The sequence below is a fragment of the Streptomyces sp. NPDC091279 genome (assembly GCF_044757465.1).
In the GTDB taxonomy this organism is placed as follows: Bacteria; Actinomycetota; Actinomycetes; order Streptomycetales; family Streptomycetaceae; genus Streptomyces.
In genome coordinates, this window is the sequence record NZ_JBIVVA010000005.1 from 330359 (window position 1) to 344655 (window position 14297).

The 14297-nt window shown below is 69.6% G+C and carries 7 protein-coding genes and 1 pseudogene; 7 read left to right on the forward strand and 1 reads right to left on the reverse strand.

The window, feature by feature from the left end; translation table 11 throughout:
- Nucleotides 1-197: 197 nt before the first annotated feature.
- Both ACIQOU_RS14850 and ACIQOU_RS14855 read left to right on the forward strand, forming a co-directional pair.
- Complete coding sequence (locus tag ACIQOU_RS14850; protein ID WP_401537100.1) at nt 198-1859, forward strand: M4 family metallopeptidase; 1662 nt, start codon at nt 198-200, stop codon at nt 1857-1859.
- A 72-nt stretch (nt 1860-1931) separates the two neighbouring features.
- Nucleotides 1932-2453 (forward strand): DUF1990 domain-containing protein, encoded by a 522-nt coding sequence (locus tag ACIQOU_RS14855; protein WP_401537101.1) that lies wholly within the window; start codon nt 1932-1934, stop codon nt 2451-2453.
- Nucleotides 2454-2523: 70 nt separating this feature from the next.
- Here ACIQOU_RS14855 and glgP read toward each other — a convergent pair whose 3' ends face one another.
- Complete coding sequence (gene glgP, locus ACIQOU_RS14860) at nt 2524-5142, reverse strand: alpha-glucan family phosphorylase (RefSeq protein ID WP_401537102.1); 2619 nt, start codon at nt 5140-5142, stop codon at nt 2524-2526.
- A gap of 596 nt (nt 5143-5738) precedes the next feature.
- On the opposite strand from glgP, the gene ACIQOU_RS14865 reads away from it, so the two are divergent.
- The 5 genes and pseudogenes from ACIQOU_RS14865 to ACIQOU_RS14885 all read left to right on the forward strand — a co-directional run.
- Nucleotides 5739-7838, forward strand: coding sequence for an alpha-1,4-glucan--maltose-1-phosphate maltosyltransferase (locus ACIQOU_RS14865; protein WP_401537103.1), 2100 nt, complete (start codon nt 5739-5741; stop codon nt 7836-7838).
- Entirely contained in the window at nt 7835-9547 is a 1713-nt protein-coding gene (gene treS / locus ACIQOU_RS14870) for a maltose alpha-D-glucosyltransferase (RefSeq protein WP_401537104.1), read from the forward strand. The genes ACIQOU_RS14865 and treS overlap by 4 nt, the downstream gene beginning before the upstream one ends.
- 162 nt (nt 9548-9709) lie before the next feature.
- A complete protein-coding gene (locus ACIQOU_RS14875) occupies nt 9710-11095 on the forward strand; it encodes a maltokinase (RefSeq protein ID WP_401537105.1) in 1386 nt (461 codons plus the stop codon).
- 37 nt (nt 11096-11132) lie between these two features.
- Entirely contained in the window at nt 11133-13412 is a 2280-nt protein-coding gene (glgB, locus tag ACIQOU_RS14880; RefSeq protein ID WP_401537106.1) for a 1,4-alpha-glucan branching enzyme, read from the forward strand.
- A 612-nt stretch (nt 13413-14024) separates the two neighbouring features.
- A pseudogene (locus tag ACIQOU_RS14885) lies at nt 14025-14258 on the forward strand (aminoglycoside phosphotransferase family protein); the annotation flags it as partial.
- Nucleotides 14259-14297 lie beyond the last annotated feature (39 nt).

The following is a 14297-nucleotide window of genomic DNA, read 5'->3' on the forward strand; positions in this document are numbered from 1 at the left end:
TAAGGCTTTAGACAGGTCAAGCGGGTTCACATTCCCGAAACGTTCACCTGACCGTCGATATTCAGCCAACATCACTTTCTGACGCTGACATGTACGCGACTTGATGCCACTCTTCCTCACATCCGCCGCACAACCTCAAGCAAGCCATCCCGGACGGCGCCCCACTCCGTCCGGAACTCCCCACTCAAGGAGCTTGTGTGACCCCCCTCTACACGCGTCACAAGCGTTCGACCGTGGCCATCGCGACCGCCGTTGCCGCCGGCACCCTGCTCGCCTCCGGTCTGACCACCGGTACGGCCGCCGCCCAGACCCCGGCGGACTCCACCGGCCGGACGCAACTGGCCGCCGCTCCGCTGCTGCTGAGCAACGCCGCCCGCACCTCCCTCATCAAGGAGAAGCAGGCCGACGCCACCGAGACCGCGCAGGAGATAGGTCTCGGCACCAAGGAGAAGCTGGTCGTCAAGGACGTCCTCAAGGACGCCGACGGCACGGTGCACACCCGCTACGAGCGCACCTACGCGGGCCTCCCGGTGCTCGGCGGCGACCTCGTCGTGCACCAGTCGGCGGCCGGTGCCACCCGCAGCGTCACCAAGGCCGTCAAGGCGACCATCAAGGTGGCCTCGGTGAAGCCGCAGATCGCCGCGGCCAAGGCCGAGAAGCAGGCCGTGACGCTGGCGAAGGCGGCCGGTTCCGAGAAGACCACGGCCGACTCCGCGCCGCGCAAGGTGATCTGGGCGGGCGACGGCAAGCCGGTCCTCGCCTTCGAGACCGTCGTCGGCGGCCTCCAGGACGACGGCACCCCCAACGAGCTGCACGTCATCACCGACGCGGCCACCGGCAAGAAGCTCTACGAGTACCAGGGCATCGAGACCGGCACCGGCAAGAGCCTGTACTCGGGCTCGGTCAACCTGGGCACCACCCTGTCGGGCTCGACGTACCAGCTGTACGACACCACGCGCGGCGGTCACAAGACGTACAACCTGGCCCGGGGCACCTCCGGCACCGGCACCCTGTTCACCGACGCGGACGACGCGTGGGGCACCGGCGCGGCCTCCAGCTCCAGCACCGACCAGACGGCCGCCGTCGACGCGGCCTACGGCGCCCAGGAGACGTGGGACTTCTACAAGAACACGTTCGGCCGCAGCGGCATCAAGAACAACGGCGTCGCCGCCTACTCCCGTGTGCACTACGGCAGTTCGTACGTGAACGCGTTCTGGGACGACAGCTGCTTCTGCATGACGTACGGCGACGGCTCCAGCAACACGCACCCGCTGACCTCGCTGGACGTGGCCGGCCACGAGATGAGCCACGGCGTCACCTCCAACACCGCGGGCCTGAACTACTCGGGCGAGTCCGGCGGCCTGAACGAGGCGACCTCGGACATCTTCGGCACCGGCGTGGAGTTCTACGCCAACAACTCCTCCGACGTGGGTGACTACCTCATCGGCGAGAAGATCAACATCAACGGCGACGGCACCCCGCTGCGCTACATGGACCAGCCCAGCAAGGACGGCGGCTCCGCCAACTACTGGTCCTCGTCGGTCAAGAACCTCGACGTGCACTACTCGTCGGGCGTCGCGAACCATTTCTTCTACCTCCTCTCGGAGGGCAGCGGTTCGAAGACGATCAACGGCGTCGCCTACAACTCGCCGACGTCCAACGGCTCCACCGTCACCGGCATCGGCCGCGCCAAGGCGCTCCAGATCTGGTACAAGGCGCTGACGACGTACTTCACGTCGACGACCAACTACGCGTCGGCCCGCACCGGCACCCTGTCGGCCGCGGCGGCCCTGTACGGCTCCGGCTCCACCGAGTACAACGCGGTGGCCTCGGCCTGGAGCGCGGTCAACGTCAGCTGATCGCACGCCAGTAGACCAACGACGGCCCCCGGGACGCGAGTCGCCCCGGGGGCCGCCCTACTCTTGGGTGCCATGTCCTCCCCGCAGTTCACGTACGACCCCGTCGGCGCCACCCGCGACGACCTCACCGCCTGCCCGCCGGGCTTCCGTCCCCTGCACGTCCGGGCCCGCATCGGCGAGGGCGAGGACGTCTTCCGCAAGGCGTCGGAGGCGGTCCTCACCTGGGAGATGCACCGCGCGATGGGCGTCGGCATAGAGGCCGCCGCCGACCGGGCGGCCCCGGACGTCGACGTCACCGTCTCCCTCGCGGGCCTCATCCGCGCCCCCTGCCGAGTCGTCTGGACCGTTGACGAACCCCGCCGCCGCGGCTGGGCCTACGGCACCCTGACCGGCCACCCCGAGTGCGGCGAGGAGGCCTTCGTCGTCGACCGCACCGGCGACGGCACGGTCTGGCTCACCGTCGCCGCCTTCAGCCGCCCGGCCAAGTGGTACGCCCGAGCCGCCGGCCCCGCCACCCGAGGCCTCCAACAGGCCTACGCCCGCCACTGCGGCACCACCTTGCGCAAACTCTGCACAGAGGCGACCGAATTCTGACCCTGGGGCGGGACACGACCCGAGCCCGCTGACGCCTCAGCACCACCCGGGCCCGCCCCGCGAAGAACCCCTACCGCAGCAGTACCCCCGCCCCCTCTCCCGGAGTCTCCGTCGGGGTGGTCAGTAGGCCCAGTTCTGTGGGGGTGGAGAGGTGGGGGTGGGTGGGGAGGATGCGGATGGTGTAGCCGTAGGGGCCCGTGCGGTCCAGGGCGAGGGGGCCCTCGTAGAGCCAGTGGCCGTCCTGGTCCGGGGTGCCGGTCGGCTTCAGGGTCGTTGCCGTGGTGTCGGTCAGGTGGTCCTCCGGGTCCACTCGGCCGGAGACCGCCTGGACCTCCACGTCCTTCGGGTTCAGGGCGTCCAGGCCCACCCGGGCCCGGAGGGTGAGGGTCGCGCCCAGTTCGGGGGTGGGGGTGGTGGTGAGGGTCTCGACGTGGTCGATGGTGACGCCGTGCCAGGCCGCGCGGATCTTCGCCTTCCAGGCGGCCAGCGACTCGGCGGCGTCCGGGGTCATCGCACGGTGGGCGTGCGCGGCCGGGGTGTAGAGCCGTTCGACGTATTCCCGGACCATGCGTCCGGCCAGCACCTTCGGGCCCAGCCGGGTGAGGGTCTGGCGGACCATCTCGATCCAGCGGTCGGGCAGTCCGGTGCGCCCGCGCTCGTAGAAACGCGGGGTGATCCGCTGCTCCAGCAGGTCGTAGAGGGCCGCGGCCTCTATGTCGTCGCGCCGGTCCGGGTCGGTGCCCGCGCCGTCGGCGGTGGGGATGGCCCAGCCGAAGTCGGGCTGGTACCACTCGTCCCACCAGCCGTCCAGGACCGACAGGTTGAGGCAGCCGTTGAGGGCGGCCTTCATCCCGGAGGTGCCGCAGGCCTCCAGCGGGCGCAGCGGGTTGTTGAGCCAGATGTCGCAGCCGGGGTAGAGCTTCTGCGCCATGGCCATGCCGTAGTCGGGCAGGAAGACGATCCGGTGCCGCACCCGGGGGTCGTCGGCGAACCGCACGAGTTCCTGGACGAGGCGTTTGCCGCCGTCGTCGGCCGGGTGGGCCTTGCCCGCGATGACGATCTGGACGGGCCGCTCGGGGTGCAGCAGCAACCGCGTGAGCCGTTCCCGGTCGCGGAGCATCAGGGTCAGCCGTTTGTAGGAGGGCACCCGGCGGGCGAACCCGATGGTGAGGACGTCGGGGTCGAGGACGCCGTCGATCCAGCCCAACTCGGCGGTGGCCGCCCCGCGTTGGCGCCAGGACGCGGTGAGCCGGGTGCGGACCTCGGTGACGAGCTGCTCGCGCAGGGTGCGGCGCAGTTCCCAGATGTCGGGGTCGGGGATGTCGGCGACGGCGTCCCAGCGGTCGGAGTCGCCGACGGTGAGCGCGTCCTCGGTGCGCTGCACGCCGACCCGCCGGGCGCCGAGCCGCTGCACCTCGGGGGCGACCCAGGTCGGGGCGTGGACGCCGTTGGTCACGGAGGTGATGGGCACCTCGTCGGCGTCGAATCCGGGCCAGAGTCCGGCGAACATCTCGCGGCTGACCCGGCCGTGCAGCAGGGAGACGCCGTTGGCGCGCTGACCCAGGCGCAGGCCCATCACGGCCATGTTGAAGAGGTGGGGTTCGCCGCCGGGGTAGGTCTCGGTGCCGAGCCCGAGGATCTGGCCGACGTCCAGGCGCGGGAGTTCGGCGCCGGGGCCGAGGTGCCGGGCGAGGAGGTCGCGGTCGAAGCGGTCGATGCCGGCCGGGACCGGGGTGTGGGTGGTGAAGACGGTGCCGGCCCGCACGGATTCCAGCGCGGCGTCGAAGTCGAGGCCCTGGTCGGCGAGTTCGGCGATGCGTTCCAGGCCGAGGAACCCGGCGTGCCCCTCGTTGGTGTGGAAGACCTCGGGGTCGGGGTGGGCGGTGAGGCGGCAGTAGGCGCGCACCGCGCGGACCCCGCCGATGCCGAGCAGCATCTCCTGGAGCAGCCGGTGTTCGCTGCCGCCGCCGTAGAGGCGGTCGGTGACGCCGCGTTCGCCGGGGTCGTTCTCCTCGACGTCGGAGTCGAGCATCAGCAGCGGTACCCGGCCGACCCGGGCGAGCCAGATCCGGGCCCGCAGCAGCCGTCCGCCGGGGAGGGCGAGGGCGACCTGGGCGGGGGTGCCGTCGGCCTCTTCGAGGAGGGTGACGGGCAGCTCGTTGGGGTCGAGGACGGGGTAGTGCTCCTGCTGCCAGCCGTCCCGGGAGAGGGTCTGGCGGAAGTAGCCGTGCCGGTAGAGCAGGCCGACGCCGATCAGCGGAACCCCGAGGTCGCTGGCGGCCTTGAGGTGGTCGCCGGCCAGGATGCCGAGGCCGCCGGAGTACTGGGGCAGGGCGGCGGTGATGCCGAACTCCGGGGAGAAGTAGGCGACGGCGGCGGGGAGCCGGCCGGGCCGGGTCTGGTACCAGCGGTCGCCGTGCAGATAGTCGTCGAGGTCGTCGGCGACGGCGGTGAGGCGGCGCAGGAAACGGCGGTCGCGGGCCAGCTCGGCGAGGCGGGCCGGGGGCACGCTGCCGAGGAGGCGGACCGGGTCGCGGCCGACGGCGGCCCAGCGTTCGGGGTCGACGGACTGGAAGAGGTCGCGGGTCTCCTGGTGCCAGGACCAGCGCAGGTTGCGGGCGAGTTCGCCGATCGGCCGGAGGGGTTCGGGCAGGACGGGTCGGACGGTGAAGCGACGGATAGCCTTCATTGCCACCTCGTCAGGCGTGCGGAAAGGGACGCACGGCGTTGCGCGTCCCGTCGTCAGCGTCGACGGTATCGGCGTCCGGTCCTCGTCACCACGGCGCCGCTCGGCCGCACACCGTCCGAAACTGGGCGCGACCTGGAGCGGGGTGCGGGTGCATCCTCGTATCCGTCCGGTCGTTCACCGGCGTTCGCCGGTCCCTGTTTTCCAAGTGCTCGTAAAGGAACCGGCTGCCGGGAAAGGGGCCGTTCGAGGGCCGGGCCCGCCGGGCAGGCTCTGTGGAGTACCGGCTGCCGAACGGCAGAGTGCCTGGCCCAAAGGGGCGGGGACCGGACACCGCGGCGAGACCGGCCGGACGCCGGTCCCGCTTCCTCGGAGACAACCGGTCTCCGGTCCGGACATACGCGCGAGTAGTTAACGAAGTGCCGGATTGCCCACGCCCCCAGGGTGGGAAGGAACCTCCGGTACGAGCCCGTCGCAGACTCCGCCGCGCAGCTCGCGGAACTCCACGGAACTCCATAGAGATCCCCCGGGGACCCCCACGCAGGACCCACTCCCCTCAGCCATCCGCCCACCCATCGTTGACGCGGACAGGAGCGGTCATGCCCGCCACGCACCACACGTCAGCACCCCCGACACCCCGCACGGCACCGGCACCAGCACCCCCGCCGGCCCCCGGCCCCCCGCCGGCGCGGCCACCCGCCACGCCCGGCGCCGGTCTCATCGGACGCATCCCCGTCCTCGACGTACGCCCGGTCGTGCAGCGCGGCCGGCGCCCCGCGAAGGCGGTGACCGGAGAGTCGTTCGAGATCTCGGCGACGGTGTTCCGGGAGGGACATGACGCGGTGGCCGCCGACGCCGTCCTGACCGATCCGGCGGGGCGAACGGCGGTGCGGGCGCCGATGCGCGAACTGGCACCCGGCACCGACCGCTGGGGGGCCCGCGTCAGCGCGGACCGGGTCGGCCGCTGGACGTTCCGGGTGGAGGCGTGGAGCGACCCGGTCGCCACCTGGCGGCAGCACGCGGGCATCAAGATTCCGGCCGGGATCGACACGGATCTGGTCCTGGAGGAGGGCGCGCGGCTGTATGAGCGGGCGGCGGACGGCGTGCCCAGGGGCGCGGGTGCGCGCACGGTGCTGCGCGGCGCCGTCGACGCCCTGCGGGACGCGTCCCGCCCGGCCGCGTCCCGTCTCGCGGCGGCCCTGAACGCCGAGGTCACGGCGGTCCTCGACCGCTATCCCCTGCGTGAACTGGTCACCGCCTCCGAGGAGTTGCCGCTGCTTGTCGAGCGGGAGCGGGCGCTGTACGGGGCCTGGTACGAGTTCTTCCCGCGCTCCGAGGGCACGGCCGCTCAGCCGCATGGCTCGTTCCGTACGGCGGCAGGCAGGCTCGCGGCGATCGCGGGCATGGGTTTCGACGTGGTGTATCTGCCGCCGATCCATCCGATCGGCACGACGTTCCGCAAGGGCCGCAACAACACGTTGGACGCGGCCCCCGAGGATGTCGGCGTGCCCTGGGCGATCGGTTCGCCGGAGGGCGGGCACGACGCGGTGCACCCGCGTCTGGGGACGGTCGAGGACTTCGCGTGGTTCGTGGCGCAGGCCCGCGCCCATGGCCTGGAGGTCGCGCTGGACTTCGCGTTGCAGTGCTCGCCGGACCACCCGTGGGTGGAGAAGCATCCGGAGTGGTTCCATCACCGCTCGGACGGGAGTATCGCGTACGCGGAGAACCCGCCGAAGAAGTACCAGGACATCTACCCGATCGCGTTCGACGCGGACCTCGACGGTCTGGTCGCGGAGACGCTGCGGGTGCTGCGGCTGTGGATGGGCCACGGGGTGCGGATCTTCCGCGTCGACAACCCGCACACCAAACCGGTGCTGTTCTGGGAGCGCGTGATCGGCGAGATCAACGCCTCCGACCCCGACGTCATCTTCCTGGCCGAGGCCTTCACCCGCCCCGCGATGATGCGCACCCTCGGTGAGATCGGCTTCCAGCAGTCCTACACCTACTTCACCTGGCGCACCGGCAAAGGGGAGTTGACCGAGTACCTCACCGAACTCGCCGGGGAGACCGCCGCGTCGATGCGGCCGAACCTCTTCGTCAACACCCCGGACATCCTGCACGCATTCCTCCAGCACGGCGGACGGCCCGCCTTCGAACTCCGGGCCGTCCTCGCCGCCACCCTCTCCCCCACCTGGGGCATCTACAGCGGCTACGAACTCTGCGAGAACACCCCCGTGCGGGCCGGCAGCGAGGAGTACCTCGACTCGGAGAAGTACCAACTCAGGCCCAGGGACTGGGAGTCGGCGGCACGGGAGGGCCGGACGATCGCCCCGCTGATCACCCGCCTCAACGAGGTCCGCCGGGCCAGTCCCGCCCTGCGCCAACTGCGCGACCTGCACTTCCATCACGCGGACCAGGACGCGGTCATCGCCTACTCGAAACGGAGCGGCACGAACACCGTCCTGGTCGTCGCCAACCTCGACCCGCACCACACCCAGGAAGCGACGGTCACTCTGGATCTACCCCAACTCGGCCTGGACTGGGGCGAGTCGGTGCCGGTGCGGGACGAACTCACCGGCGAGATCTACCACTGGGGCCGGTCCAACTATGTGCGTCTGGAGCCGGGACACCGGCCCGCGCACGTCTTCACCGTCCTGCGACCGTCCACCCCGCAGATCGGAGGGTCACCCACCATATGATCTTCAACGAGCCCGTCCCGGACACCTTCGAGGACACCCCCGCCAAGGACCGGGACCCGGATTGGTTCAAGCGCGCGGTCTTCTACGAGGTCCTCGTCCGCTCCTTCCAGGACAGCAACGGCGACGGCGTCGGCGACCTCAAGGGCCTCACCGCCAAGCTCGACTACCTCCAGTGGCTGGGCATCGACTGCATCTGGCTCCCGCCCTTCTTCAAGTCCCCACTGCGCGACGGCGGTTACGACGTCTCCGACTACACCGCCGTCCTGCCCGAATTCGGTGACCTCGCGGACTTCGTCGAGTTCGTCGACGCCGCCCACCACCGCGGCATGCGCGTCATCATCGACTTCGTCATGAACCACACCAGCGATCAGCACCCGTGGTTCCAGGAGTCGCGCCGGGACCCCGAGGGCCCCTACGGGGACTACTACGTCTGGGCCGACGACGACCAGCAGTTCCCGGAGGCGCGGGTCATCTTCGTCGACACCGAGGCCTCCAACTGGACGTTCGACCCGGTCCGCAAGCAGTACTTCTTCCACCGCTTCTTCTCCCACCAGCCGGACCTCAACTACGAGAACCCGGCCGTCCAGGACGAGATGATCTCGGCCCTCAAATTCTGGCTGGACCTGGGCATCGACGGATTCCGGCTCGACGCCGTGCCGTATCTGTACCAGGAGGAAGGAACCAACTGCGAAAACCTTCCTGCAACCCATCAGTTCCTCAAACGGGTCCGCAAGGAGATCGACACGCACTACCCGGACACGGTGATCCTCGCTGAGGCGAACCAGTGGCCCGAGGATGTCGTCGACTACTTCGGTGACTATCAGAGTGGCGGCGACGAATGTCACATGGCGTTCCATTTCCCCGTCATGCCCCGCATTTTCATGGCGGTGCGCCGGGAGTCCCGTTACCCGATCTCGGAGATCCTCGCGAAGACCCCGGCGATTCCGTCGGGCTGCCAGTGGGGCATCTTCCTGCGCAACCACGACGAGCTGACGTTGGAGATGGTCACCGACGAGGAACGCGACTACATGTGGGCGGAGTACGCGAAAGACCCCCGCATGCGGGCCAACATCGGCATCCGCCGCCGTCTCGCCCCCCTCCTGGACAACGACCGCAACCAGATCGAACTCTTCACCGCCCTCCTCCTCTCCCTGCCCGGCTCGCCGATCCTCTACTACGGCGACGAGATCGGCATGGGCGACAACATCTGGCTCGGCGACCGCGACGCCGTCCGCACGCCCATGCAGTGGACCCCGGATCGCAACGCCGGGTTCTCGTCCTGTGATCCCGGCCGCCTGTATCTGCCGACGATCATGGACCCGGTGCATGGGTATCAGGTCGCGAATGTGGAGGCGTCGATGTCGTCGCCGTCGTCCTTGCTGCACTGGACTCGGCGCATGATCGAGATTCGTAAGCAGAATCCGGCGTTCGGGCTCGGGACGTACACGGAGTTGTCGTCGTCGAATCCGTCCGTGATCGCGTTCCTGCGGGAGTACGAGGATGATCTCGTGGTGTGCGTGAACAACTTCTCTCGGTTTGCTCAGCCGACGGAGTTGGATTTGCGGGCATTTAGTGGGCGGCATCCGGTGGAGTTGTTCGGTGGCGTGCGGTTTCCGGCCATCGGGGAGCTGCCGTACTTGCTGACGTTGGGCGGGCATGGGTTTTATTGGTTCCGCCTGCGGGGCGCTTCGCTGGATGGGGCGGGGTGAGGTTGTCGGTCGGGTGCGGCGCAGTGGGGGCTGGTCGCGCCCGCGCGGCGGAGCCGCAGACCGATACAGCTCCGCGCCCCTTTGAGACGCTCTAGCGGGCGTCGGTCACCTGGTGAGAGTCAGTGATAGCCCCGCAGTGAATTGGGGAAAGGACTCGGCGTCATGTCGGAAGTCGTTGTTCGTTCCGGTGGTTCGGCCGACTCCGGGATTGAGTTGCTCGCCTGTCTGGACCCGTTGTTGCGGGAGTGGTTGCCGAGGCAGCGGTGGTTCGCGGGGAAGGGGCGGCCGGTCACCGGGTTCACGTTGGTGGGGGCCGCTGAACTCCTTCCGGTGGAGGGGCGGTTGGGGCTCCACCATCTGCTGGTCCGGGTCCATCAGGGGCCGTCGCGGCCCGGCGACTGCTACCAGTTGCTCATAGGTTCGCGTGCGGCGTTGCCGCCCCGGCTGGCGCCCGCGCTGATCGGCCATGTCGAACAGGGCGCGCTCGCCGGACGCACGGTGTACGACGCCCTGTACGACGCCCGCCCCGCCGACGTCCTCCTGGAGGCCCTGCGTTCCGAGGCGCGCGTCGGCGGCCTGTGCTTCGAGCGGGACCCGGGGCAGGAGATCCGTGCGGACCTGGTGCCCCGTCTGGTCACCTCGGAGCAGTCCAACTCCTCGCTGGTGTACGGCGATACGTTCATCCTGAAGCTGCTGCGCCGGATCGTGCCGGGCGTCAACCCCGACCTGGAACTCCCGTTGGCGCTGGCCCGCGAGCACTGTCCCCGGGTGCCGCCGCCGACGGCGTGGCTCCGTGCCGAACTGGACGGCGAGGCCTCGGTGTTGGCGGTTCTCCAGCCGTTCGTGCGGGGCGCGACGGACGGCTGGGAACTGGCGTTGCGTGAACTCGCCAAGTCCGAGGACTTCTGCGGCGAGGCCCGTGCCCTGGGCCGCGCGACCGCCGAGGTCCACCAGGCGCTGGCCCGGGCCCTGCCGACGGTCACCCTCGGCCACCTCCAGATGGAGGCGCTGGTCGACGGCATGCTGGAACGGCTGGAGTCGGCGGCCCGGGCGGTGCCGTTGCTGCTCCCCTATGTCCCGGCGCTCCGCTCGGCGTTCACGGCGCTGTCGGACCTCGCCGAGGAGGGGCGTACCTGGACCGCCCAGCGCATCCATGGGGACCTGCATCTCGGGCAGTGCCTGCGGGCGCCGGGCGGCGAGTGGTCGGTGATCGACTTCGAGGGCGAGCCGTCGAAGTCGTTGGCCGAACGGCGGTTGCCGCAGCCGCCGTTGCGGGACATCGCGGGGATGCTGCGGTCCTTCGACTACGCGGCCCACTCGGCGGGGGCGCCCGCGCCGGAGTGGGCGGCGGCCTGCCGTGCCGCGTACTGCACGGGGTACGCGCAGGTCAGCGGGGTCGATCCGCGGACCGACCCGGTGTTGTTGCGCGCGTACGAGACGGACAAGGCGATCTACGAGGTCGTCTACGAGGCCCGTCACCGCCCGGACTGGCTGGCCGTGCCGATGAAGGCGATCGCGCGCTACACGACACCGGCCGACCGTTTCTGACCCCCGACGTCCTCAACTCCCCCAGGAGGCGCACCTCGTGACCCCCCGCCGCCCGTCCCACGGTTCGGATGCGAAGAAGCCGACGTCCAGAAAGCCGCCCACGAAGAAGGCGCCGCCGAAGAAGCGGCCCGCGCCGGTCGAGGCCGCCGTCTCCCCCGCCCTGGACGCGGGCGACCGGGAACGGCTGCTGCACGGTACGCATCACGCGCCGCACGCGGTGCTGGGGGCGCACCCGGTGCCGGGCGGGGTGGCGTTCCGGGCGCTGCGCCCGTACGCGCGGTCGGTCACGGTGGTGACCAAGGACCGGCGGACGCGGCTGCACGACGACGGCGACGGCTTCTTCTCCGCGCTGCTGCCGCTGTCGGAGATACCGGCGTACCACCTCCAAGTGGCCTACGAGGCGGCGACGTTGGAGGTGGAGGACGCCTACCGGTTCCTCCCCACGCTGGGCGAACTGGACCTGCATCTCATCGGTGAGGGCCGCCACGAGGAACTGTGGAAGGCGCTCGGCGCGCATCCGACGGTCCACCAGGGCGTGGCCGGAACCCGCTTCTCGGTCTGGGCGCCGAACGCCCGCGGCGTCCGCCTGACCGGCACCTTCAACTTCTGGGACGGCACGGCCTACCCGATGCGCTCGCTCGGCTCGACCGGGGTGTGGGAGCTGTTCGTGCCGGGCATCGGTGAGGGCGAGCTGTACAAGTTCGAGATCACCCGCCCGGACGGTTCCCGCACCCAGCGCGCGGACCCGATGGCCCGCCGGACGGAGGTCCCGCCGGCGACGTCGTCGGTGGTGACAGCGTCACACCACGAGTGGAACGACGGCGAGTGGCTGGCGGCCAGGGGCCACGTCCCGGCGCACGAGGCGCCGTTCTCGATCTACGAGATCCACCTCCCCTCCTGGCGACCGGGTCTGACCTACCGTCAGCTCGCAGAACAACTCCCCGCCTATGTCTCGGACTTGGGCTTCACGCATGTGGAGCTGATGCCGGTGGCGGAGCATCCCTTCGGGGGCTCGTGGGGCTACCAGGTGACGGGCTTCTACGCGCCGACGGCCCGGTTGGGGACGCCGGACGACTTCAGGTTCCTGGTGGACGCCCTGCATCAGGCGGGCATCGGGGTGCTGATGGACTGGGTTCCGGCCCATTTCCCGCGCGACGACTGGGCGTTGGCGCAGTTCGACGGGTGCCCGGTGTATGAGCACGCGGACCCGTTGCGGGCGGCGCATCCCGACTGGGGCACGCTGGAGTTCGACTTCGGCCGACGCGAGGTGCGCAACTTCCTGGTCGCCAACGCCGTGTACTGGTGCGAGGAGTTCCACATCGACGGGCTGCGCGTGGACGCCGTCGCCTCGATGCTCTACCTCGACTACTCGCGCGAGCCGGGCCAGTGGACGCCGAACGCGCACGGGGGCCGGGAGAACCTGGACGCGGTGGCGTTCCTCCAGGAGATGAACGCGACGGTGTACCGGCGGGTGCCGGGCGTGGTGACGATCGCGGAGGAGTCGACGGCGTGGGACGGGGTGACCAGTCCGACGGACAGCGGCGGTCTGGGCTTCGGCTTCAAGTGGAACATGGGCTGGATGCACGACTCCCTCGCGTATCTGGCCCATGACCCGGTGCACCGCGCCCATCACCATCACGAGATGACGTTCTCGATGGTGTACGCGTACAGCGAGAACTACGTCCTGCCCCTGTCCCACGACGAGGTCGTGCACGGCAAGCGCAGCCTGGTCTCCAAGATGCCGGGCGACTGGTGGCAGCAACGCGCCAATCTCCGCGCCTACCTGGCCCAGATGTGGGCCCACCCGGGCAAGCAACTCCTGTTCATGGGGCAGGAGTTCGCCCAGGGCGCGGAGTGGTCCGAGGCCCACGGCCCCGACTGGTGGCTCCTGGACCCGGCGTACGGCGCGGAGGCGGACCACCGGGGCGTACGGGACTTGATCCGCGACCTGAACTCGGCCTACGCGTCCACCCCGGCCCTCTGGCAACGCGACACCGACCCGTCCGGCTTCCAGTGGATCACCGGCGACGCGGCCACGGACAACGTCTTCGCCCACCTACGCCTGGACGCAGGCGGCACCCCCCTCCTCTCCATCACCCACCTCTCCCCGGTCGTCCGCCCCGACTACCGCATAGGCGTCCCGGACTCCACCCAGGCCTGGCAAGAAATCCTCAACACCGACGCCCTCCACTACGGAGGCAGCAACGTCACCAACGGAGACACCCTGAAGACGGAGGCACAGAGCTGGCACGGACGGCGGGCCAGCATCCGACTGACGTTGCCACCGTTGGCGACGGTGTGGCTACGGCCGGTTTGAGGGGGGCACGAGGAGGTTGATCGCCGGCTACCGCTCAGCGGTCAATGAAATAGCCGATCGCAGCAAGAATTGCCCCTGGCAGGAGCAGGATATCTATCCACCAGCGGTACCGGATACGGCGAACCTCTCCACTGATCACCCCGGCAACTTTGCGACCAGGTCCACGTCCCAGCTCATTCCTCACCTCCTCGGCAGCACGCTCACTGGTCTTGAAGACGGCATCAAGAAGGGACCCGCCGAACGCGAAAGAGGAGACAGAAGTTGTCCACCTGGAGCGACGACTCGTGCAGTACGATTCTGCACGTCCCCATCCTTCGGAAAAGCGAGGTCCACACCAAAACGTTTCCCGCCATGAAGAGGTCGCCACTGCGGTCGTCACTATCCAGGGACAGCAAAAGAACTATCAAATAAACGAGCCACAGGACGACAATCCCAACCCAGCTGAAAACAGGCCACGAACGACGCCGCAGCGTGCGTGGTTTCGCCATCCCCACCCCTTGAGTCGCGCGACTCCAACTCTGCGGACTTTACCTGCACTTGGCGTAGTCGCTCCGACAGGCACGGCAGCGTGCAGGGAGAGGGGTCGGGCAACGATGCGAGCGTCAGAGTTCGCAACTGCTGCACGGCGAGCCACACCCGGGCAACCTGCTCAGCGAGAAAGTCGCCGCGCACTACCCCGGTGTCGATCAGGACCTGCTGCGGGCATGCCGGCTCCTTGTGCTGGCGATGATCACCACCTGGCGCTGGGACCGAGGTGACCAACTCCCGAACGGACGCCGGCTGGCGGAGGAGTGGCTCAGCCAACTCCGAACGGCGCTCGGCCACACCCGCCCGTCCGGCGGTTGAGGACGAGGCCGGCCGGGGGCGGAGTCCCCAGGGCTCTTC

Coding starts and splice junctions, on each gene's coding strand:
- ACIQOU_RS14855 (WP_401537101.1), top strand. CDS start 1,932: ATGTCCTCCCCGCAGTTCACGTACGACCCCGTCGGCGCCACCCGCGAC.
- treS (WP_401537104.1), top strand. CDS start 7,835: ATGATCTTCAACGAGCCCGTCCCGGACACCTTCGAGGACACCCCCGCC.
- glgP (WP_401537102.1), bottom strand. CDS start 5,142: ATGAAGGCTATCCGTCGCTTCACCGTCCGACCCGTCCTGCCCGAACCC.
- ACIQOU_RS14865 (WP_401537103.1), top strand. CDS start 5,739: ATGCCCGCCACGCACCACACGTCAGCACCCCCGACACCCCGCACGGCA.
- ACIQOU_RS14875 (WP_401537105.1), top strand. CDS start 9,710: ATGTCGGAAGTCGTTGTTCGTTCCGGTGGTTCGGCCGACTCCGGGATT.